The 18,669-nt window shown below is 64.3% G+C and carries 16 protein-coding genes; 10 read left to right on the plus strand and 6 right to left on the minus strand.

Features of this window, described 5'->3' with window-relative positions:
* Entirely contained in the window at nt 1-1,044 is a 1,044-nt protein-coding gene (locus tag AC4P1R_RS12455; RefSeq protein ID WP_069459230.1) for an NAD(P)-dependent alcohol dehydrogenase, read from the minus strand.
* Nucleotides 1,045-1,298: 254 nt separating this feature from the next.
* On the opposite strand from AC4P1R_RS12455, the gene AC4P1R_RS12460 reads away from it, so the two are divergent.
* Nucleotides 1,299-2,237 (plus strand): AraC family transcriptional regulator, encoded by a 939-nt coding sequence (locus AC4P1R_RS12460; protein WP_492177043.1) that lies wholly within the window; start codon nt 1,299-1,301, stop codon nt 2,235-2,237.
* A gap of 10 nt (nt 2,238-2,247) precedes the next feature.
* On the opposite strand, the gene AC4P1R_RS12465 is transcribed toward AC4P1R_RS12460, so the two are convergent.
* Complete coding sequence (locus AC4P1R_RS12465; RefSeq protein ID WP_151611580.1) at nt 2,248-2,685, minus strand: Lrp/AsnC family transcriptional regulator; 438 nt, start codon at nt 2,683-2,685, stop codon at nt 2,248-2,250.
* Between the two features lie 148 nt (nt 2,686-2,833).
* On the opposite strand from AC4P1R_RS12465, the gene AC4P1R_RS12470 reads away from it, so the two are divergent.
* On the plus strand, nt 2,834-5,887 hold the full coding sequence (locus AC4P1R_RS12470; RefSeq protein WP_069459227.1) for an aminotransferase class III-fold pyridoxal phosphate-dependent enzyme: 3,054 nt from the start codon (nt 2,834-2,836) through the stop codon (nt 5,885-5,887).
* 24 nt (nt 5,888-5,911) lie between these two features.
* On the opposite strand, the gene AC4P1R_RS12475 is transcribed toward AC4P1R_RS12470, so the two are convergent.
* Complete coding sequence (locus tag AC4P1R_RS12475; RefSeq protein ID WP_492177044.1) at nt 5,912-8,839, minus strand: aminotransferase; 2,928 nt, start codon at nt 8,837-8,839, stop codon at nt 5,912-5,914.
* A 26-nt stretch (nt 8,840-8,865) separates the two neighbouring features.
* Complete coding sequence (gene hutC / locus AC4P1R_RS12480; RefSeq protein ID WP_069459317.1) at nt 8,866-9,609, minus strand: histidine utilization transcriptional repressor HutC; 744 nt, start codon at nt 9,607-9,609, stop codon at nt 8,866-8,868.
* Nucleotides 9,610-9,744: 135 nt separating this feature from the next.
* Here hutC and hutF point away from each other — a divergent pair, with 135 nt between their 5' ends.
* The 7 genes from hutF (at nt 9,745) to AC4P1R_RS12515 (ending at nt 17,494) form a co-directional block, all read left to right on the plus strand.
* Nucleotides 9,745-11,121, plus strand: coding sequence for a formimidoylglutamate deiminase (gene hutF / locus AC4P1R_RS12485; protein WP_492177045.1), 1,377 nt, complete (start codon nt 9,745-9,747; stop codon nt 11,119-11,121).
* Between the two features lie 34 nt (nt 11,122-11,155).
* Entirely contained in the window at nt 11,156-12,190 is a 1,035-nt protein-coding gene (locus AC4P1R_RS12490; RefSeq protein ID WP_069459224.1) for an ABC transporter substrate-binding protein, read from the plus strand.
* Nucleotides 12,191-12,382: 192 nt separating this feature from the next.
* Nucleotides 12,383-13,240, plus strand: coding sequence for an ABC transporter permease (locus AC4P1R_RS12495; protein WP_069459223.1), 858 nt, complete (start codon nt 12,383-12,385; stop codon nt 13,238-13,240).
* Entirely contained in the window at nt 13,233-14,060 is an 828-nt protein-coding gene (locus tag AC4P1R_RS12500) for a quaternary amine ABC transporter ATP-binding protein (protein WP_069459222.1), read from the plus strand. The genes AC4P1R_RS12495 and AC4P1R_RS12500 overlap by 8 nt, the downstream gene beginning before the upstream one ends.
* Nucleotides 14,053-15,552 carry an HAL/PAL/TAL family ammonia-lyase gene (locus AC4P1R_RS12505; RefSeq protein WP_069459221.1) on the plus strand — a complete coding sequence of 500 codons (1,500 nt, stop codon included), beginning with the start codon at nt 14,053-14,055 and terminating at the stop codon, nt 15,550-15,552. The genes AC4P1R_RS12500 and AC4P1R_RS12505 overlap by 8 nt, the downstream gene beginning before the upstream one ends.
* A 36-nt stretch (nt 15,553-15,588) precedes the next feature.
* Nucleotides 15,589-16,914 (plus strand): YjiH family protein, encoded by a 1,326-nt coding sequence (locus AC4P1R_RS12510; protein ID WP_069459220.1) that lies wholly within the window; start codon nt 15,589-15,591, stop codon nt 16,912-16,914.
* A gap of 4 nt (nt 16,915-16,918) precedes the next feature.
* Nucleotides 16,919-17,494 carry a HutD/Ves family protein gene (locus AC4P1R_RS12515; RefSeq protein WP_069459316.1) on the plus strand — a complete coding sequence of 192 codons (576 nt, stop codon included), beginning with the start codon at nt 16,919-16,921 and terminating at the stop codon, nt 17,492-17,494.
* On the opposite strand, the gene AC4P1R_RS12520 is transcribed toward AC4P1R_RS12515, so the two are convergent.
* Together AC4P1R_RS12520 and AC4P1R_RS12525 are read right to left on the minus strand one after the other, a co-directional pair.
* Nucleotides 17,486-17,731 carry a hypothetical protein gene (locus AC4P1R_RS12520; RefSeq protein ID WP_069459315.1) on the minus strand — a complete coding sequence of 82 codons (246 nt, stop codon included), beginning with the start codon at nt 17,729-17,731 and terminating at the stop codon, nt 17,486-17,488. The genes AC4P1R_RS12515 and AC4P1R_RS12520 overlap by 9 nt on opposite strands.
* 55 nt (nt 17,732-17,786) lie before the next feature.
* A complete protein-coding gene (locus AC4P1R_RS12525; RefSeq protein WP_069459219.1) occupies nt 17,787-17,975 on the minus strand; it encodes a hypothetical protein in 189 nt (62 codons plus the stop codon).
* 268 nt (nt 17,976-18,243) lie between these two features.
* Between AC4P1R_RS12525 and AC4P1R_RS12530 the strand changes: the two genes are divergently transcribed.
* Entirely contained in the window at nt 18,244-18,648 is a 405-nt protein-coding gene (locus tag AC4P1R_RS12530; RefSeq protein ID WP_069459218.1) for a hypothetical protein, read from the plus strand.
* Nucleotides 18,649-18,669: the final 21 nt, after the last annotated feature.

The raw sequence follows: 18,669 nt of genomic DNA on the forward strand, positions 1-18,669 counted from the left end.
TTATGCCTTAAGTGAGGTCATGTCGATGACGAAGCGATAGCGCACGTCGCTCCTGATCACCCGCTCATAGGCCGCGTTGATTTCATCGATCTTGATCCTCTCGATCTCCGAGACGATGCCGTGCTCGCCACAGAAGTCGAGCATCTCCTGCGTTTCCTTGATCGAGCCGATCATCGAGCCGGAAATGCTGCGCCGGCCCGGCACCAGCGAGAAGGCATGGACCGGCACCGGATTTTCCGGAATGCCGACCAGCACGAAATCACCGTCGACCTTCAGGAGATTGAGATAGGCGTTCCAGTCGATCTCGGCCGCTACAGTGCATATGATCAGATCGAAGCTGCCGGCAAGCGCCTGGAAAGTCTCCGGATCGTTCGTCGCGTAATAGTGGTCGGCGCCGAGCTTCAGCCCGTCCTCCTTTTTCGATAGACTCTGGCTGAAGACCGTCACTTCCGCCCCCATCGCATGGGCGAGCTTCACGCCCATATGGCCAAGTCCGCCCATGCCAACGATCGCCACCTTCCTGCCGGGCCCCGCCTTCCAATGGCGCAGCGGCGAATAGAGCGTGATGCCGGCGCAGAGAAGCGGCGCGGCCGCGTCGAGCGGCAGATTCTCCGGAATGGAGAGCACATAGCCTTCCTTGACGACGATGTGATCGGAATAGCCGCCCTGGGTCGGCGTTCCGTCCGCTTCGACGCCGTTATAGGTCGGCACGAGGCCGGGCAGATACTGTTCGCGGTCGAGGTCGCGGGCCGCACAGGTGGTGCAGGAATCGACGAAGCAACCGACGCCGACGCGGTCGCCGATCCGGAATCTGGTCACCTTGGGACCGACTGCCCGCACGATGCCGACGATTTCATGGCCGGGCACCATGGGGAAGATCGAATTGCCCCATTCGTTGCGGGCCTGGTGAATGTCGGAATGGCAGACGCCGCAAAATTTGATATCGATAACCACGTCGTCTTCGCGCGGTTCGCGGCGCTCGAAGGTGAAGGGCGCGAGCGGCTTCGACGCATCGGTCGCGGCATATCCTCTAGCAATGGCCATGGGTCTATCCTTGATGTTTTGGAGTGGGCGCCGGCTCGGGAGCGCGCGGCGCCTGTGGGGGCCCGCGCGTGGCGACGATGGACGCGGGCGGCAGGTCGCACTATGCTGTCTCTGCCGTGGATTGCGGTAGCTTGATCCTGCAAGATTCTTGCACGATCCTGCAAGAACGGTCGTGGAGCGCTGACGGAATTGGCTCGAACGGCTATCTGTTATCGAGCCCGCCACCACCCAAGCCACTGGAAAGACCGCAGAACATGTCAGTCACGCATAAATCGCCACGCCAGGAGATGATCGACATCATTGCCCGAACGGCCGTGACGGATGGCCATTTTTCGACATTCGTTCCGGGTCTCGCCGTGCATCGGTCGTCCAATTTCGCCGAGGTCAGTTGCGGTTCCTACGGGCCAGGTCTCGCCATCATCGTACAAGGCGCCAAGCGCCTGATGCTCGGCGAGGAAACGCTGACCTATGGGGCCTCCGACTATCTCGTGACCTCGATCGATCTGCCTGTATCCTGGCAGATCGTCGCGACGCCGGACGAACCCTATCTCAGCATGAGTTTTCAAATCGACGTGCGCAAGATCGCGGAGCTCGTCGACAGGATAGGCGACGCACCGGCACCGTTGCCAGCCTCGCCGCGCGGGATGACCGTCAACAAGCTGACAAGCGACCTGGAGGACGCGGCACTGCGCCTGATGCGACTGCTCGATCGCCCCGAGGACTCGGCCGTCCTGCTGCCCCTCCTCGAACAGGAAGTCCTATACCGGCTGCTGATCGGACCCCATGGTGCCAAGCTGCGGCAGATGGCGACGGCCGAGAGCTATCCGCACCAGGTCGGCCGCGCCGTCGCCTGGTTGACGGAAAATTATGCCACCCCCCTGCGCATCGAGGAACTCGCAGGCCGCGTGAACATGAGCGTCTCCTCGCTGCATCATCATTTCAAGGCGATCACGGCCATGAGCCCGCTGCAATATCAAAAGCAGCTTCGCCTGCAGGAGGCGCGGCGGCTGATGCTGCAGGAACGCCTCGACGCCGGCGCCGCCGGTCATCGAGTCGGCTACGAGAGCCCGTCGCAATTCAGCCGCGAATATGCGCGCCACTTCGGCGACCCGCCGGCCCGCGACATAGGCCGCGTCCGCCGCAATCTGTTCGGTCGCTCGAGGGGCGAGCCGGAGATGCTGAGCGAAGGATAGAGCATGCCGGTCATCCGCTTCGCTCGATTTCGCGCCGCAGGACGATCGATGTCGTCAGATCATCGACCTCGTCGAGCCCCGCCACCTCATTGCGCAACTCGTTCAAGGCATTGATCGACGCCACCTTGACCTCGACCACCAGATCGAGCTGACCGCTGACGGAGGACACGCGGCGGACCGGGGGAAAGCCGGCGAGCCTGTCGAGCACGCCGACAGAGGGCGTGCGTTTGAGCGTCACCAGCAGGAAGGCCTCGATCTGGCCCTCCTCCAACTGCCCGATATCAGCGCGATAGCCGCGAATGACGCCGGCTCTTTCCAGCCGTGCAACGCGCTCCGCCGTGGCGCTGCGCGACAGACCGATACGGCCGGCAAGCGATTTCATCGGGAGGCGCGCCTCACGGCTGAGAATGCTGAGGATCGACCGGTCGGTCGCATCGATATTCTGCAATGGTGCCTCCCACCCTCCGTGCTCCGCCCCTGCTCATCAGAGCGCCGACAAAAGGACGGTTAGAATAAACAGAGTGCCGGCACAACCAGCGAAATGCCGGATGCGGTGCGTCGTTGGGCATGTCACTCTCGCCGCAAAACGAGGGCTTTTGGACGAGATGCTGAATACCACGCCGAATTTTTCCCCTGCCGAAGCGAAAGCGCTCCTTGCACAACATTTCAGCCTGGAGGGAACGCTCGCGCCGCTCGACAGCGAACGGGACCAGAACTTCAAGGTCACCGCCGATAGCGCGACCTACGTTCTGAAGATCATCAATGCGGCCGAGCCGGAGATCGAAAGCGATTTCCAGTCGGTACTACTGAATCATCTCGGCGGAATTGCCGGCGACCTTCCCGTGCCGCACCCGCATCCGACGCTGTTCGGGCAAAGCTTTGCCGAGGCCAAAGGCGCGTCTGGTCTCACCCACAGGCTGCGGGTTGTCAGCTGGCTTCCAGGCATGCCGCTCGCCCGGTCCCGACGAAGCGACGCGGCACTTCACTCGCTGGGCCGCATGCTCGGCCGCTTCGACGCCGCCCTTAAGGGCTTCATGCACCCGGGTGCGCTGCGCGACATCGACTGGGACATTCGCAATGCCGGACGCTCCGCCGACCGGCTGCAACATGTGGCCGATGAGGGCGACCGCGCGCTTCTTCAACGCTTCCTCGCCCGCTTCGAAGTCCGGGTCGCGCCGCAGCTTTCGATGCTGCGCGCGGGGATCATCCATAACGACGCCAATGATTGGAACGTGCTGGTCGAAGAGCAGGATCACGATCGCATCGCCGGCATCATCGACTTCGGTGACGCCCTCTACGCGCCCGTCATTGCCGAAGTGGCGATTGCCGCCGCCTATGCAGGGCTCGACCATGCCGACCCGATCGGGGCCGCTGCGGCGATCGCCCGCGGTTTTCACACCGAGTACCCGCTTCTGGAAGAGGAAATCGATCTCCTCTTCGACCTGATTGCCATGCGGCTGGTGGCGTCGGTCACGATGTCCGCCTCGCGCCGGGCCGAGACAGAGGGAAACCCCTATCTCGGCGTCAGCGAGAAACCGGCCTGGGCGCTTTTGCGCAAGCTCGACGCCATGAACCCGCGTTTCGCCACCGCCATCTTGCGCAGCGCCTGCGGTTTCGAGGCGGTTGCCGGCGCGCGGGCTGTTGCCGTGTGGATCCAGCAGAACCGCAAAAGCCTGTCCCCGATCTTCGAGCGCCCGGCAGCAGCCTATCCCGCCGACGTCGTGCCCTATGGCAATCCCGCCCATCCGATGACCATCGCTTCGGCAGGTGAGCGGCCGCATGAGGCGCAGTCGATTTGGGAGGCGCATTGCGGGACGGCGGGCGTTGAACTCGGCATCGGCCCCTGGGGCGAAGCACGCACCGTCTATTCGGGCGAGATGTTCGTTTCCCATCTCATCGAAGCCACGCGCCGCACCCGTCATCTCGGCCTCGACCTCTTCATGGCCGCCGGTACCAGGCTCCACGCACCACTCGCCGCCACCGTCGTCAGCATCGAGATCGAAAAGGATCCGCTCGGCTACGGCTGCCTCGTCGCGCTCCGCCACGAGCCGGAGCACTGCCCGCCCTTCGTGACGCTCTGGGGGCATCTTGCCCACGAAGCTCTCGGTCGCCTGAAGCCGGGCGACCGGCTCGAAGCCGGCGCGCTCGTCGGCGAAATCGGTACGCCGGAGGAAAACGGCGGCTGGGCGCCGCATCTGCATCTGCAGATCTCGACCGACACGAGCCTGGCGGCGACGGAGATCCTCGGCGTGGGCGAGGAGCACTACCTGGATGTCTGGGCGGAACTATTCCCCGATGCCGCCACGTTCGCCGGTATTGCACCGGAATTCTACGCGCGGACCGGCCGCCCGCATGAGGAAATCGTCCGGCTCCGCAGGGAATTGCTGCTACCAAACCTCGCGATCTCCTACGACAAGCCTATCAAGTTCGTGCGCGGCGAAGGCGTCTGGCTGATCGACGACCGCGGCCGTGCCTATCTCGACTGTTTCAACAATGTCTGCCACGTCGGCCACGCCCATCCGGCGGTCGTCGAGGCGATGGCACGCCAGGCGGCGATGCTCAACACCAACACGCGCTACCTGCACGACAATATCGTCGCCTATGCGGAGCGGCTGACCGCGACAATGCCAAGGGCACTGACCGTCGCCGGTTTCGTCAACAGCGGCTCCGAAGCCAACAGCCTAGCGCTGCGCCTTGCACGCACCCATACGGCCCGCGAAAACGCGATCGTGCTCGATTGGGCCTATCACGGCACGACGCAGGAACTGATCGATCTCAGCGCCTACAAGTTCCGTCGCAAGGGCGGCCAAGGACAGAAGCCACATGTCCATGTCGCAAGCATACCGGATGGTTATCACGCGCCGCCGGACTGGCCGGCCGAAGAGCATGGCAAGCGTTTTGCCGAAAGCGTTGCCGAATTGATCGACGCGATGAAGGCCAGAGGCGATGGGCCCGGGTTCTTCATGGCCGAGTCGGTCCCGAGCGTCGCCGGCCAGGTGTTCCTGCCGAAGGGCTATCTGAAGGAGGTCTACCGGATCGTGCGCGAGGCCGGCGGCGTTACGATCGCCGACGAAGTGCAGGTCGGCTTCGGCCGGGTCGGCAGTTACTGGTGGGCCTTCGAGACGCAAGACGTGGTTCCGGACATCGTCACCATGGGCAAGCCGATCGGCGACGGGCATCCGCTGGCGGCGGTCGTCACAACCCGCGAGATCGCCCAATCCTTCAACAACGGCATGGAGTACTTCAACACTTTCGGCGGCAACCCGGTCTCCTGCTCGGTCGGCCTCGCCGTCCTCGACATAATCGAGGCCGAGGACCTGCGCCGCAATGCACTCACGATCGGCAATTATCTTCTCGCTGAGTTCCGGGCAATGCAGGAGCGTTACGAGGTGATCGGCGACGTGCGCGGCCTGGGTCTCTTTCTTGGCATCGAGTTGGTTGCGGATCGGAACACGAAAGCGCCCGCGACCGAGATCGCCCGGGCTGTTTCGAACGGAGCGCGACGACGGGGCGTGCTGCTAGGCACCGAGGGACCGCACGATAGTGTTCTGAAGATGCGGCCGCCGATGATTTTCTCAAGACGCGACGCCGATCACCTGATCAACGTGCTCGACGAAACCTTCGCGGCAGTGCTGACCGGAACGGACTGAGCGAATGACGCCGCGGCGTACGCGCTACCAGCCGTCCCGGAGCGCTTTCGCCAGCATGTCGGCGAAGAAATCGGCGCTCTCGTGGCTGAGGCAGAGCGGCGGCTTGATCTTGAGCACGTTCAGATGGTCGCCGGTCGGCTGCATGATGACGCCGAGCTCCAGCAGGCGGTCGCAGATCGCTGCCGTCTCTTCGGTCGCGGGCTCGAGGGTCTCCCGGTCGCGGACGAATTCGACGCCGAGATAGAGTCCCATGCCGTGAACGGCGCCAACGAGTGGGAAACGATCCATAAGTGCCTGCAGCCGCGCCTTGAGATGGCTGCCGACCGTGCGGGCGTTGTCCTGCAGCGCCTCGTCGTGAAGGATGTCGAGCACGGTCGTGCCCACGACGCAGCTGACCGGACTTCCGCCGGAGGAGGAGAAGAAATAGCCTTCCTTCTCCAGCGCCTCCGCGATTTCGCGGCGCGCGAGGACGGCGCCGAGCGGATGGCCGTTGCCCATCCCCTTGGCGACGGTGATGATGTCCGGGACCACGCCCTGTTCCTCGAAGCCCCAGAAATAGTGCCCGAGCCGTCCATAACCGACCTGCACTTCGTCGGCGATCGTGACACCGCCGTGCGACCGGACCATGGCATAGACCGCCTCCAGATAGCCGGGCGGCAGCGGAATGCCGCCGGCATTGCCGTATACGGTTTCGGAGATGAAGCCGGCGAGCTTTTGCCCTTTCTCTTCCAGTTCACTGAGCTTGGCCGAGACTGTCGCGACATAGTCACCAGTCGAGCCAGCGCCGCGAAACGGACCGCGGTAGGTGTTCGGCGAGACGACCGGATGCACCCAGCCGGGTCTTGTGGTCAGCGCCTCCGGATTGTCCGCGACCGAGGTCGAGACCGCGTCGCTGGCGACCGTCCAGCCATGATAGGCCTCGAGCAGCGAAATCATGTTGCGAGCGCCGGAAGCGGCCCAGGCCAGACGAATGGCGAGATCGTTCGCCTCCGAGCCGCTGTTGACGAGGAAGACCGTGTCGAGACCTTCCGGTGCCAGCCCCGCAAGCCGCTCGCAAAACTCTGTGACCGCCGCATAGTGGAAGCGGGAATTGGTGTTGAGCAGCGACCATTGCCGCCCGACGGCGGCCGAGAGGCGCGGATGTCCGTGGCCGACGATGGTGACGTTGTTGAGCATATCGAGATAGGCGCGCCCCTCGATGTCGAAGAGATGCTCCTTCCAGCCGCGCTCGATCTCGGGCGGATTGCGGTAATAGTTCTTCTGCGGGCGTGCGAAATGGCGCCGGCGCCGTTGCAGGAGCCCGGCCGCATCCGGCAAGGGCGCGTCGCAATCGAAACCGAGAAGCGCGGCGGGCGACGGGCAGAGCCGCCGCCAGGCTTTCGCCTGATGCGCCGCAGCGAAGGCCGGCGGGTCGAGATCCGGCACCGTTGAGAGCTGGACGCGCATGAAGCCGAGTGCCCCGGGATCGCCAAAGGTCGTGCCGATGCGGGCACCAGCCTCGACCGTATCGCTGCCAGTATCCGTCGGATCGACGCCGAGAAGGTGGAGATGCAGCCGCTCGTCCGAAAGCACAAGCCTGCCCTGACGCTCCACGATCCGACCGGAAAAGGGCGCGTGGACCGCCGTCTGCCCGGGCAGGCAAAGGTCGACGCCGAGCGCCGAGGTCCGCGGCGCCTGAGCCTGAAGCAGTCGCGTCTCCGTCAGCCGGAATTCGCCGTAGCGCGTGGCGGCAGCGCCCGCCGCTCGCGCCGCCGACTGCAGGAGCAGCGCCTCGGTGTCCTCGTATTGCCAGCGGTCTGAGGGTAGATGCGAACCGAGCAGCGAGAGATCGACGATGCCGACATGATCCGGATCGATATCCGGCAGCAGGCGGGCCTCCATGGCCGGGACTGTCTTCGCCGCTTCCTTGCCGACGGCCTGGCGGATCGCCTCATCCATGAGGTCGGAGGGGACGGAGACGGCCACCTCGAAGATTTCTCGCTCATGGGAGGCATTGTGCTGGACATAAGCATTGTCCGGATCGATCCCGAGCTGCTGCGCCGAGCTTGCGACCAGCACGCCGGCCCTCGCGACCACCAGTGGCCAGAGCGCCTCGAGTTCGGTATCGGTCAGCGGGTAAGCTGTATGGAAGGCTTTCACCGCCGGGAGAATTACGAAGGGGTCGCCGTCCGCGTGATGCAGCAGCGAGGCGCAGGCGACCGCGAGCTCCGCAACCACCCAGCCCCTCATGACGTCGCCGAAATCGATGACGCCTTCAGGCACGAGGCGGCCGCTGCCGTCGGCGCGGCCGACGACGTTGTCGTCGGTCACGTCCTGGTGGATCGCTTGCACGCGCAGCTCCGGCATCAGCGGCTGCAGCCGCCGCATGGCGCCGACCATCGCTTCGGCGATGCGGTTGCGCAATTCCCCGTCCGTCATGGCCGAAAGCAGGTGCAACGCCACCGGCCCTGCCTTTCTCAGGTCCCATTGCAGTTCGCGATCGAGGCCCCGATGATCGAAATCCTGCATCGCAACCGCCAGCCGTCCGGCGATATCGCCAAGCGCGGCCACGCTCTCCATGGCCAGGTGCTTGCGGCCCGTCAGCGGCTTGCCGTCGAGAAATGTGAGGAGTCGGATCTGATAGGCCTCGCCGCTGAGGGTGACGGGGACGATCTCCTCGCCGCCATGCGACGGCACCACCCGCGGCACTTTCGGCGCACCAGCCTTTCCGGCCACATGAGCCAAGGCCGCATTCTGCGCCTCCAGCTCGACGCGCGCATATTCCGCCCTCGCTATCTTCAGGACGTAGCGGTCTTCCGGCGCGTCTACACGATAGTTCTGGTCCTGCTGGCTGCCGAGCTCGACGAGTTCGCCGGAGACAGCGTAATGCTCCGACAGGATCGCGCTCGCCTCTTCGGCGGACAGTTGCGGCCGTTTAAGCTCGGTGCGGCGCTTCAGCGGTTGCTCTTCCATCGTTCGTTTTCCGTATTTGCGCGATTCTACTGGGACATGCCCTCGAGCCGATAGCGGGTGCCGGGGTAAAGAAGCCGCGCCACGGTGACATTGGCGGTATCGGACCAGGTCCGGCGGCGAATCATCAGGCAGGGCTCGTTGCGACCGATCGCAAGCAACTTGCACTCCCAGGGTTTCGGCAGCACCGCCTCGACGATCTGCTCGGTGCGGGTGATCGGTGCCACCAATGTCAGGTAGGCGTTCGGCGTCGTGCTCTCGAAATCCTGCTTCAGATAGTTGGGGCAGACGGACGGGTTGACGAAGCGGTCCTCGATCTGGATCGGCACGTCGTCCTCCAGATGGACGATGATCGAGTGGAAAACCCGGCCGCCCGTCGCGAGCCCCAGAGCGTCCGCCACCTCGGAGCTCGCCGGCACCGCCTGCATCAGGTTGATCCGCGACCTGTGCAGATGGCCGCGCGCATGGATCTCGTCGGCAATGTTGCGGACCTCCAGAAGCGCACTGCTGCCCTTGCTCGCCGCGACGAAGGAGCCGACACCTTGCACGCGGGTGATCGCGCCCTCGCTCGCAAGCTCCCTGAGCGCCCGGTTCGCCGTCATCCGGCTGACGCGCAGTTCCGCCACGATCTCATTTTCGGAGGGGATGCGGTGGTGCGCCGGCCATTCGCCGCTTTCGATGCGGCTGCGGATGAACTGCTTCACCGCCTCGTAGCGCGGTACCGGTCCCTCATCGAAGGCGGCAGGCTCCCTCTTGCGCTCCATTGGCGTCATATGTTGCTCCGTCTCGCCGGCACCCGGCCGGCCTGCCATCGGCAAATCAGCCATTCTTTTGCTCGATTTTACGCTTGCGCGCCACCACAAAATACCTATAGTTCCATATACAACCACGCACAGGGGGAACGGCGCATGGCGAGGCATCCCGCGCAACGGCTCTTTGCCGAACGGGCACTCCTGCCGACGGGCTGGGCTGAAAACGTCGCCGTGTCGATCGGCGATGACGGCCGCCTCGCCGCGATCGAGCCGAACCAGGCATCGGACGCAGCGGACGAGCGCGTCGTCGGCCCCCTTCTCCCGGCAATGGCCAACCTGCATTCCCATGCCTTCCAGCGCGCCATGGCCGGCCTTGCCGAGGTCGCGGGCGCTGGGGACGACAGCTTCTGGACCTGGCGCGAGGAAATGTACCGCACCGTCGGCCTCGTCAATCCAGACGATGTCGAGGCGATCGCCGCCAAGCTCTATGTCGAGATGCTGAAAGGCGGCTTCGGCCGTGTGGTCGAGTTCCACTATCTTCATCACGGCGCCGACGGCACGCCCTATGCCAACCCGGCGGAAATGTCGTTGCGCATCCTGACCGCCGCACAGGCGACCGGCATCGGCCTCACCCACCTGCCCGTCTTCTACGCCCACGCCAATTTCGGCGGCGCGGCACCCAATCCGGGGCAGCGCCCCTTCCTGCACGATCCGGATCGCTTCCTCGCCCTCATCGACCGTCTCGTTCCCGCCGCCCGGCAGGACGGTGCCGAGCTCGGCTACGCCATCCACTCGCTGCGCGCCGCAACGCCGGCAGAGATGCGCGCGATCCTGGACGCGGCCCCGGTTTCCGGCCCGATCCACATCCATGTGGCCGAGCAGATCCGCGAGGTCGAGGACTGCCTCGCCTGGAGCGGGCGGCGTCCGGTCGAATGGCTGCTCGACGAGATGCCCGTCGACGAGCGCTGGTGCGCCATTCACGCGACGCACATGACGGTGGAGGAAACCGGGCGACTGGCGAAGTCCGGGGCGGTTGCCGGCCTCTGCCCGGCAACCGAGGCCAATCTCGGCGACGGGATTTTTCCCGCCGTCGATTACCTCGCCGCGGGCGGTCGGCTCGGCATCGGCACGGACAGCCATGTCGCAACCAGTGTGTCGGACGAACTGCGGCTCCTCGAATACGGCCAGCGGCTGCGCGACCGCCGCCGAAACCGCCTCGCCGCCGGCCCCGGCGCCTCGGTCGGGAGAACGATCTTCGATGCGGCACTTGCCGGCGGCGCGCAAGCGGCCGGCATTGATCCGCGAGGCCTCACCGTCGGCGCGCGCGCGGACCTCGTCGTTCTCGACGGCGCCAATCCTTACATCGCCGCGGCAAGCGGCAACCAGATTCTCGACCGCTGGTTCTTTGCACTCGGCGGCGAGGCGGTCCGCGACGTCATGGTCGGGGGCCAATGGAAGATCCGTAACGGACGCCACGACCGGGAGGAATACATCGACCGCGCCTTCGCGCGGGTCCTCAACAAGCTGAAATAGCAGTCGAACCATCGATCAAAAAAGGGGAATACGCATGCCAATCAGCACAACGAAACTCACCTTCACCGCCGCGGTTCTGATGCTCGCGGCTTCCGCCGGCACGGCCAATGCTTCCTATTGCGGCGACGGCAAGACCGTGACCTTCGCCGGCATAGACTGGGAAAGCGGCGCCTTCATTACCGAGGTCATGAAGACGATCCTCTCCAAGGGCTATGATTGCCAGGTCGATTCCATCCCCGGCAATTCCGTGACGCTGGAGCAGGCGACTGCCAACAACGACGTTCAGATTTTCGCCGAGGAATGGCTGGGCCGTTCGGATATCTGGAACAAGGCGGTGGAGGAAAAGAAGGTCGTCGCCATCGGCAAGACATTCGTTGGCGCCAGCGAAGGCTGGTTCGTGCCGGATTATGTGGTCCACGGCGATCCTGCGCGCAATATCGAAGCCAAGACGCCGGATCTCAAAAGCGTCTCCCAACTTTCCGATCCGAAGATCGTCGAGGTCTTCGCGGACCCGGAGGAGCCCTCAAAGGGCCGTTTCCTGAACTGCCCATCCGGCTGGACCTGCGAAGGTGTCAGTTCCGCCAAGCTCGAAGCCTATAAGCTCGACCAGTCCTATGTGAACTTCCGGCCGGGCACCGGCACGGCGCTCGACTCGGCGATCACCTCCGCCTATCTCCAGGGTGAGCCGATCCTCTTCTACTACTGGTCGCCGACCGCAATCATGGGCAAATTCAAGCTCGTCCAACTGGAAGAGCCCGCCTACAACGAAGCCTGCTGGAAGGAATTGAGCAGCGCCAACGGCAAGCGCGATCAGGGCTGCGCCTTTCCCACGGTCGACGTCGCCTATGGCGTGAACAGCACCTTCGCTTCGGAAGCTCCGGAAATCGTAGAGATCCTCGAAAAAGCGACCTTCCCGCTGGAGGAGGTCAACGGCAGCCTCGCCTATATGGCCGATAACCAGGTCGATGCGGCCGAAGCTGCAGCGGAGTTCCTCAAGACCAAGGCCGATATCTGGGGCACTTGGGTCAGCGACGAAGCGCGCAGCAAGATCGAGGCAAGCCTCAAGTAGCGTCACGGGTAACCGCAGGCGCGCACCGCGTCTTTCCGGCTGGAGAGACGCAGTGGCCGCAGCCTGCTGCCACTGCATGCTTCCTTGATCCTGGCCGGTTCAAGGAAGGACCGTGCAGCGATTCAAAGTCCTACAGCGACCTTTGCACGTCTGAAGGGACGCGCGGGCGCCGTAGAGCAAGGAACGGTTCCGATGTTTCCTGACTCTCTCAATCTCTCTATCCGAGCCCCCGTGAATGAGTTCATCCAGGCGCTCGTCACCAATTACGGCTGGGTCTTCAAAGCAATCAGCGGCGTCATTCTGAAGGCGGTTCTGTTCATCGAATGGATTCTGCGCGGGCTGCCCTGGTGGCTCGTCATTTTCGCCTTCATGGCGCTCGCCTGGCAAAGTTCGCGGCGGTGGTCGCTGACGCTTGCGGTGGGAACGCTGCTCCTTGCCGTCGGCGTGCTCGGGCTCTGGGACCTGACGATGCAGACGCTGGCCTTGATGCTGATGGCAACTCTCGTTTCGGTGGTGATCGGCGTACCGACCGGCATTCTCGTCGCCAAGAGCCGCGCCGTCCGCCACATTACCCTGCCGATCCTCGATGTCATGCAGACCATGCCGAGCTTCGTCTACCTGATTCCGGCGCTGATGCTCTTCGGTCTTGGCAAGGTGCCGGCGATCCTCGCCACGATCATCTATGCCGTTCCACCGCTGATCCGTCTCACCGACCTCGGCATCCGTCAGGTCGACGGCGAGGTGGTCGAAGCGGCTACCGCCTTTGGCGGCAGCCCGACGCAGATACTTTTCGGGGTCGAACTGCCGCTCGCGACACCGACGATCATGGCCGGCCTCAACCAGACGATCATGATGGCCCTGTCGATGGTCGTCGTCGCCTCGATGATCGGCGCACGCGGCCTCGGCGAACAGGTGCTGAACGGCATCCAGACCCTGGATGTCGGCAAGGGCCTGGAAGCTGGCATCGGCATCGTCATTCTCGCGATCGTGCTCGACCGCATCACCCAAGGCTTTGGCAAGCCCGGCACGGAGGACGCCCGCGATGGCTGATATCGAGATTCGCAACGTCTACAAAATCTTCGGCCGCAATACGAAGGCGGCGCTCGACATGGCAAAGGAAGGCCTCGACAAGGCCGACATCCTTGCCCGCTCCGGCTGTAGTGTCGGCCTCAACAATGTCAGCCTCAAGATCGGTGCCGGCAAGATCTTCGTCATCATGGGCCTTTCGGGCTCCGGCAAGTCGACGCTGGTGCGCCACATCAACCGGCTGATCGAACCGACGAGCGGCGAGGTCCTCTTCGACGGCAGCAACATCCTCGAGCTTGACGCGAGGGCGCTGCGCGCTTTCCGAATGCGACGTGTCAGCATGGTCTTCCAGAGCTTCGCACTGATGCCGCATCGCACCGTCCTGCAGAACGTCGTCTACGGCCAGCGCGTGCGCGGCGTGTCCAAAGGCGACGCCCGCGACATCGGGATGAAATGGATCGAGACGGTCGGCCTCTCAGGCTACGACGCCAAATTCCCGCATCAGCTCTCCGGCGGCATGAAGCAGCGCGTAGGCCTCGCCCGGGCGCTCACGGCGGACACCGATGTGATCCTGATGGACGAAGCCTTCAGCGCTCTCGATCCGCTGATCCGTGCCGACATGCAGGACCAGCTTCTACAGCTTCAGCAGAACCTCGCAAAGACGATCGTCTTCATCACCCACGACCTCGACGAGGCTTTGCGCATCGGCTCCGAAATCGCGATCCTCAAGGACGGGCGTGTCGTTCAGGTTGGCACGCCGGACGATATCCTCGACAACCCGGCCAACGACTATGTCGCCCGCTTCGTCCAGCGCCGGATGGGAAGGCCCGAAGCTAATGGCTGAGACCATCGAAATCGACGGACCGTTGACCTGGCGAGAGATCGCTGCCGTTTCCGAAGGTGGTCATCTGAACCTGTCGGAGACTACACGCCAACGGATCGTCCATGCCCGCCGCATCGTCGATGGCCTTGTCGAGCGCGGCGTCCGCGGCTACGGTATCAACACCGGCGTCGGGGCGCTGTGCGACGTCGTGATCGGCCGCGAACACCAGCAGTCGCTCTCACGCAATATCATTCTCAGTCACGCTTGCGGCGTCGGCGCTCCTCTTCGCCGAGTCGAAGCTCGCGCCGTAATGGCGGCACAAATCGCCAACTTCGCCCACGGCTATTCCGGCGTCCGGCTTGAAACCGTCCAGGCACTTCTTGCCCTCCTCAATGCCGGCATCGTTCCGTTGATCCCGTCGCGCGGTTCGGTGGGCTATCTCACCCATGCCGCCGCCATCGGCCTCGTCCTGATCGGCCATGGCTCAGCCATGCAGGGGGCGGAAATGCTGAACGGCACGCAAGCCCTTGCCCGCATCGGGTTCGAGCCGATACGGCTCGAAGCGAAGGAGGGCCTCAGCCTCGTTAACGGCACCCCCTGTGCCACGGGTCTGACGGCGGTGGCGCTCGCGCGCATGGAGAGGCTTTTCGCTTGGGCGGATGCGGCCGCAGCGATGACCTATGAAAATCTCGGCGGCCAGGCCGATGCCTTTGCCGAAGCATCGTTGGCTCTCCGACAATCTCCCGGTCTTCAGACCGTCGGCCAGAGCTTGCGCGACTGGCTCGCGGGAAGCCCGATGCTCGCGGCGACGGCCGGCAGCCGCACACAGGATCCCTTAAGTCTCAGAGCGGTGCCACAGGTGCATGGCGCCGCCCGCGATGTCTTCGAGCAGGTCGCCGCGATCGTTGACCGGGAACTTTCGAGCGTGACCGACAATCCCGTCGTCTCCGGTTCGCCGGAGGCCCCGGAGGTGCATTCGCAGGCGCATGCCGTTGGCGCAGCACTCGGACTCGCCATGGACAGCCTCGCCGTCGCCGCGGCGGAGATGGCGGCCATTTCGGAACGTCGCATCGACCGGTTGGTGAATCCGCTGGTGAGCGGTCTTCCCGCCTTCCTTGCCGAAGACAGCGGCGTGTCTTCGGGTTACATGATCGCGCAATATACGGCAGCCGCGCTGGTGGCGGAGAACCGCCGCCTGGCGGCGCCGGCAAGCCTCGACGGCGGGATCACTTCCGCGCTGCAGGAAGACATACTCACTCACGCGACACCTGCGGCGTGGAAGGTCCTCTCAATCCTCGACAATCTCGAAAGGATCCTGGCCATTGAGCTGCTTGCCGCCGCCCAGGCTTACGATCTGCACCCACGGGCGCGAGGCAGGGCGAAACGCACCGACGCACTTCACGGCTGCATTCGCGCGGCGATCCCGATCTATCGCGATGATCGTCCGATGAACGAAGATTTCGACCGGATGCAACGTCTGATGCAGGGCGATGCAGACGCGATCGGACCGTGAGACGCAGCACTTCAATCGCATAAGGGAGGAAACCACATGACGCATATCACCACGGCGGCAAGGGGCACGCGCGGCATGGCCGCGCTGCGGCTCGTCCTCTGCAGCCTTTTGGGCATTGTCCTGTTCTTCGTGCCGGTCGAGTTGAGCGGCAAATCGACGATCCTGCTCGACCATGCGGCAAGCGCCATATCCACCGGCGCCCGCCCGGTGGCGATCGCGTTCGTCTGCCTGCTGATGGCCTATGGCGCCTTTGCTCCCTTCGTGCAAAAGACCTGGCGGAAGTCGGCGACGGATGCGGTCTTCTCGGTGCTGCGCGTTATCGGTCTGGCGCTCGCCCTTTTCTACCTCGCCGGCATCGGCCCCGCGGCGATCTTTGCGCCCGACATGCTGCCCTTCCTCTTCGACAAGCTTGTGCTCTCTGTCGGCCTGATAGTGCCGATCGGCGCGCTCGCGCTAGCCTTTCTGGTCGGCTACGGCCTTCTCGAATTCACCGGCGTGCTGGTGCAGCCGATCATGCGGCCGATCTGGCGCACGCCGGGCTGGTCCGCGATCGACGCGGTCGCCTCCTTCGTCGGCAGCTACTCGCTGGCGCTGCTTATCACCGACCGGGTGTTCCGCGAGGGAAAGTATACGGTGCGCGAGGCGGCAATCATCGCCACCGGGTTCTCCACCGTTTCGGCCACCTTCATGATCATCATCGCCAAGACGCTCGGGCTGATGCACGTCTGGAACTTCTATTTCTGGTCGACGCTCGCGGTCACCTTCCTCGTATCGGCGATCTCCGCGCGCGTCTGGCCAATAGCAGGGCTTCCGCATGCAGGCGATCGCGACCAGCCGCTGCCGGCTGGGCGCAACCGCCTGAGCGTTGCCATCGAGACGGGACTTGAGCAGGCGGCCTCCGCCAAGCGCCTGCCGGGGCTCCTGCGCGAAAGCTTCCTCGACGGGCTGCGCATGGCCGCGTTGATCCTGCCGAGCATCATGGCCGTCGGGCTGATCGGCCTCCTTGCCGCCAAATACACGCCGATCTTCGACATTCTCGGCCTGACGCTCTACCCCTTCGCCTGGGTCGCCCAGGTCGGCGAGCCGATGCAGGCGGCCAGGGCGCTCGCCTCGGGGCTGGCGGAAATGTTCCTGCCCGCCATCCTTCTCAAGGAGGCGGCGCCGCAACTGAAGTTCCTCGCCGCCGTGGTTTCGGTGAGCCAGGTGCTTTTCCTCTCGGCCTCCATCCCCTGCATGCTGGCGACGTCGATCCCGCTCAGTCTCCGGAATCTCCTGGTGATCTGGTATATTCGCGTCGCTTTGAGCATACTGGTTGCTGCTCCGATCGTTTGGATCGGTGCGGCGATGGGATGGCTCGGTTGAGATGATGCGAATCCTGCGCGCGATCGAATACAGGCGCATGCCGTGGAAGAACGGCGGCGGCGAGACGGTGGAGATCGCCGTCTCCCCGGACCGGGCGACGCTCGCGGATTTCGATTGGCGCGTCAGCATGGCGACCGTCGCGGCCGACGGCGCCTTTTCCAGCTTCCCGGGGATCGACCGCACGCTGTCGGTCCTCGAGGGCCACGGCCTGACGCTTGTCATAGAGGGACGGCCGCCGAAGCTGCTGACGGTCGCGGATCCGCCGCTTTCATTCCCCGCCGACGTGCCGACATCATCGAGGCTGGCGGACGGCCCCGTCACCGACCTCAACGTCATGACGCGGCGGCATGCGCTCAAGCACCGGGTGCGCAAGTTGCATGTCGAGGGTTCGCTACCGATCTCCACCAATGCCCGGGAAATCCTGCTCTTCTGCCATAAAGGCAGCGTCGCGCTTCGCACCGAAGGCGTTTCCGCGACCCTGCATGCGCTGGACACCGCCATCCTACAGCAACCGATAGCCCTGACCCTCTCGGCTGATATCGCGTCAGAGGTGTTCCTGATCGAGATGATGTCAGGCTAGTTCCGGGAGGAAGGCGCCGTAAAGTAAAAGCAGCGCCCCGATAAACATCAGCACCACGCCGGGCCAGTTGCGCCCGACACCGAGGAAACGCAGGCCCTGCCGCCGCGGCTCCAGGCTCTGCCTCGGCTCCACTGCCGGATCAGGCTCCTTGCTCAGCCGTCGTCGGCTGAGCGCCTCTGCCATCATGTAGAGGAGCCCGCAGATTACCAGAAATGCGCCGGTCAGAATTGCCCACACGCCCATTCTCCACTTGTTAGCGGCTTGCGGCATGCGACCGAAATTGACGAAAAGTTCAGCGCACGCGCGTCTGAGGCCGGATCACGTTCATCTGAAGCTCATGACTGGAGGCGAACTTGCCGAGCACCCGGATCAGCCGGCGTTCCTCGGTCTTGTGGAGGCCGCTTCGCCGGCAATACTCCGCGACATCCCAGACATGTCTGGTCTGGATTTGGTCGAGCTTCTTGATGTCGGTGTGCTTCATGTTCCGCCTCCCGGGACTTGCGGTGATTCAACGCGGGCAATGTGGGCCTTGTTCCGCGGCGGCGGCGGGGTTTTGTTGAAGGCGGGCTCGGGAGGAACGCCGACAACGCGCCGCCCGCGCCCGAACCGGTTTGCGAACGTTCGAGGGCGTCCCTTCGGCCGGACCGGAACAAGATCGTCGCTCGCTCCGTTGATCTAGGATCGCTGCCCCGGCGGGGCCGCAGAGAAGAAAGATCGAAAGATCGAAAAAAGAAGGGAAGGCGTTTTCGATGCCGCAGAAGGTCACACCCGAAAAACTCCAGAAGTTGACGCTTATGCTCGGTCAAACCATCGCGGCGTTGCGCGTGAACGAAATCCTGACATGCCGGCTGCTCCGATGGGCGGCCGCCCAGAGCGACGATCCACAGCGCTTCATCGAAGCGTTCCTGGAGGCGACGAGAAGCGAACTGCAAGCCGTCGGCAGAGCCGACGGCAGCGCGGTGACGGGCAAGGCCGTCGACGAGGCGCTCGAATATGTCGACGAACTGGGGGCCAGGATCGGACCCCGCAGGCCGCGCGAAAGACCGGCGCGCGAATCGAAGAGCCTCACGCCTCTCGAAGGCTACCATTTCCCGTCCTTCACCTCCGCGCCCGCCCGTGATCTCAACGACGCGGCAGGCGAGCGCAGAAGCTAGGCGGGCAATTCGCCCGCAGTC

Source organism: Sinorhizobium sp. Y406, from assembly GCF_058732025.1.

Excerpts from the sequence above, each read along its gene's own strand:
- AC4P1R_RS12455 (WP_069459230.1), bottom strand. The coding sequence starts at position 1,044 with ATGGCCATTGCTAGAGGATATGCCGCGACCGATGCGTCGAAGCCGCTC.
- AC4P1R_RS12460 (WP_492177043.1), top strand. The coding sequence starts at position 1,299 with ATGTCAGTCACGCATAAATCGCCACGCCAGGAGATGATCGACATCATT.
- AC4P1R_RS12475 (WP_492177044.1), bottom strand. The coding sequence starts at position 8,839 with ATGGAAGAGCAACCGCTGAAGCGCCGCACCGAGCTTAAACGGCCGCAA.
- hutC (WP_069459317.1), bottom strand. The coding sequence starts at position 9,609 with ATGACGCCAATGGAGCGCAAGAGGGAGCCTGCCGCCTTCGATGAGGGA.
- hutF (WP_492177045.1), top strand. The coding sequence starts at position 9,745 with ATGGCGAGGCATCCCGCGCAACGGCTCTTTGCCGAACGGGCACTCCTG.
- AC4P1R_RS12490 (WP_069459224.1), top strand. The coding sequence starts at position 11,156 with ATGCCAATCAGCACAACGAAACTCACCTTCACCGCCGCGGTTCTGATG.
- AC4P1R_RS12495 (WP_069459223.1), top strand. The coding sequence starts at position 12,383 with ATGTTTCCTGACTCTCTCAATCTCTCTATCCGAGCCCCCGTGAATGAG.
- AC4P1R_RS12500 (WP_069459222.1), top strand. The coding sequence starts at position 13,233 with ATGGCTGATATCGAGATTCGCAACGTCTACAAAATCTTCGGCCGCAAT.
- AC4P1R_RS12505 (WP_069459221.1), top strand. The coding sequence starts at position 14,053 with ATGGCTGAGACCATCGAAATCGACGGACCGTTGACCTGGCGAGAGATC.
- AC4P1R_RS12510 (WP_069459220.1), top strand. The coding sequence starts at position 15,589 with ATGACGCATATCACCACGGCGGCAAGGGGCACGCGCGGCATGGCCGCG.
- AC4P1R_RS12515 (WP_069459316.1), top strand. The coding sequence starts at position 16,919 with ATGCGAATCCTGCGCGCGATCGAATACAGGCGCATGCCGTGGAAGAAC.
- AC4P1R_RS12525 (WP_069459219.1), bottom strand. The coding sequence starts at position 17,975 with ATGAAGCACACCGACATCAAGAAGCTCGACCAAATCCAGACCAGACAT.
- AC4P1R_RS12530 (WP_069459218.1), top strand. The coding sequence starts at position 18,244 with ATGCCGCAGAAGGTCACACCCGAAAAACTCCAGAAGTTGACGCTTATG.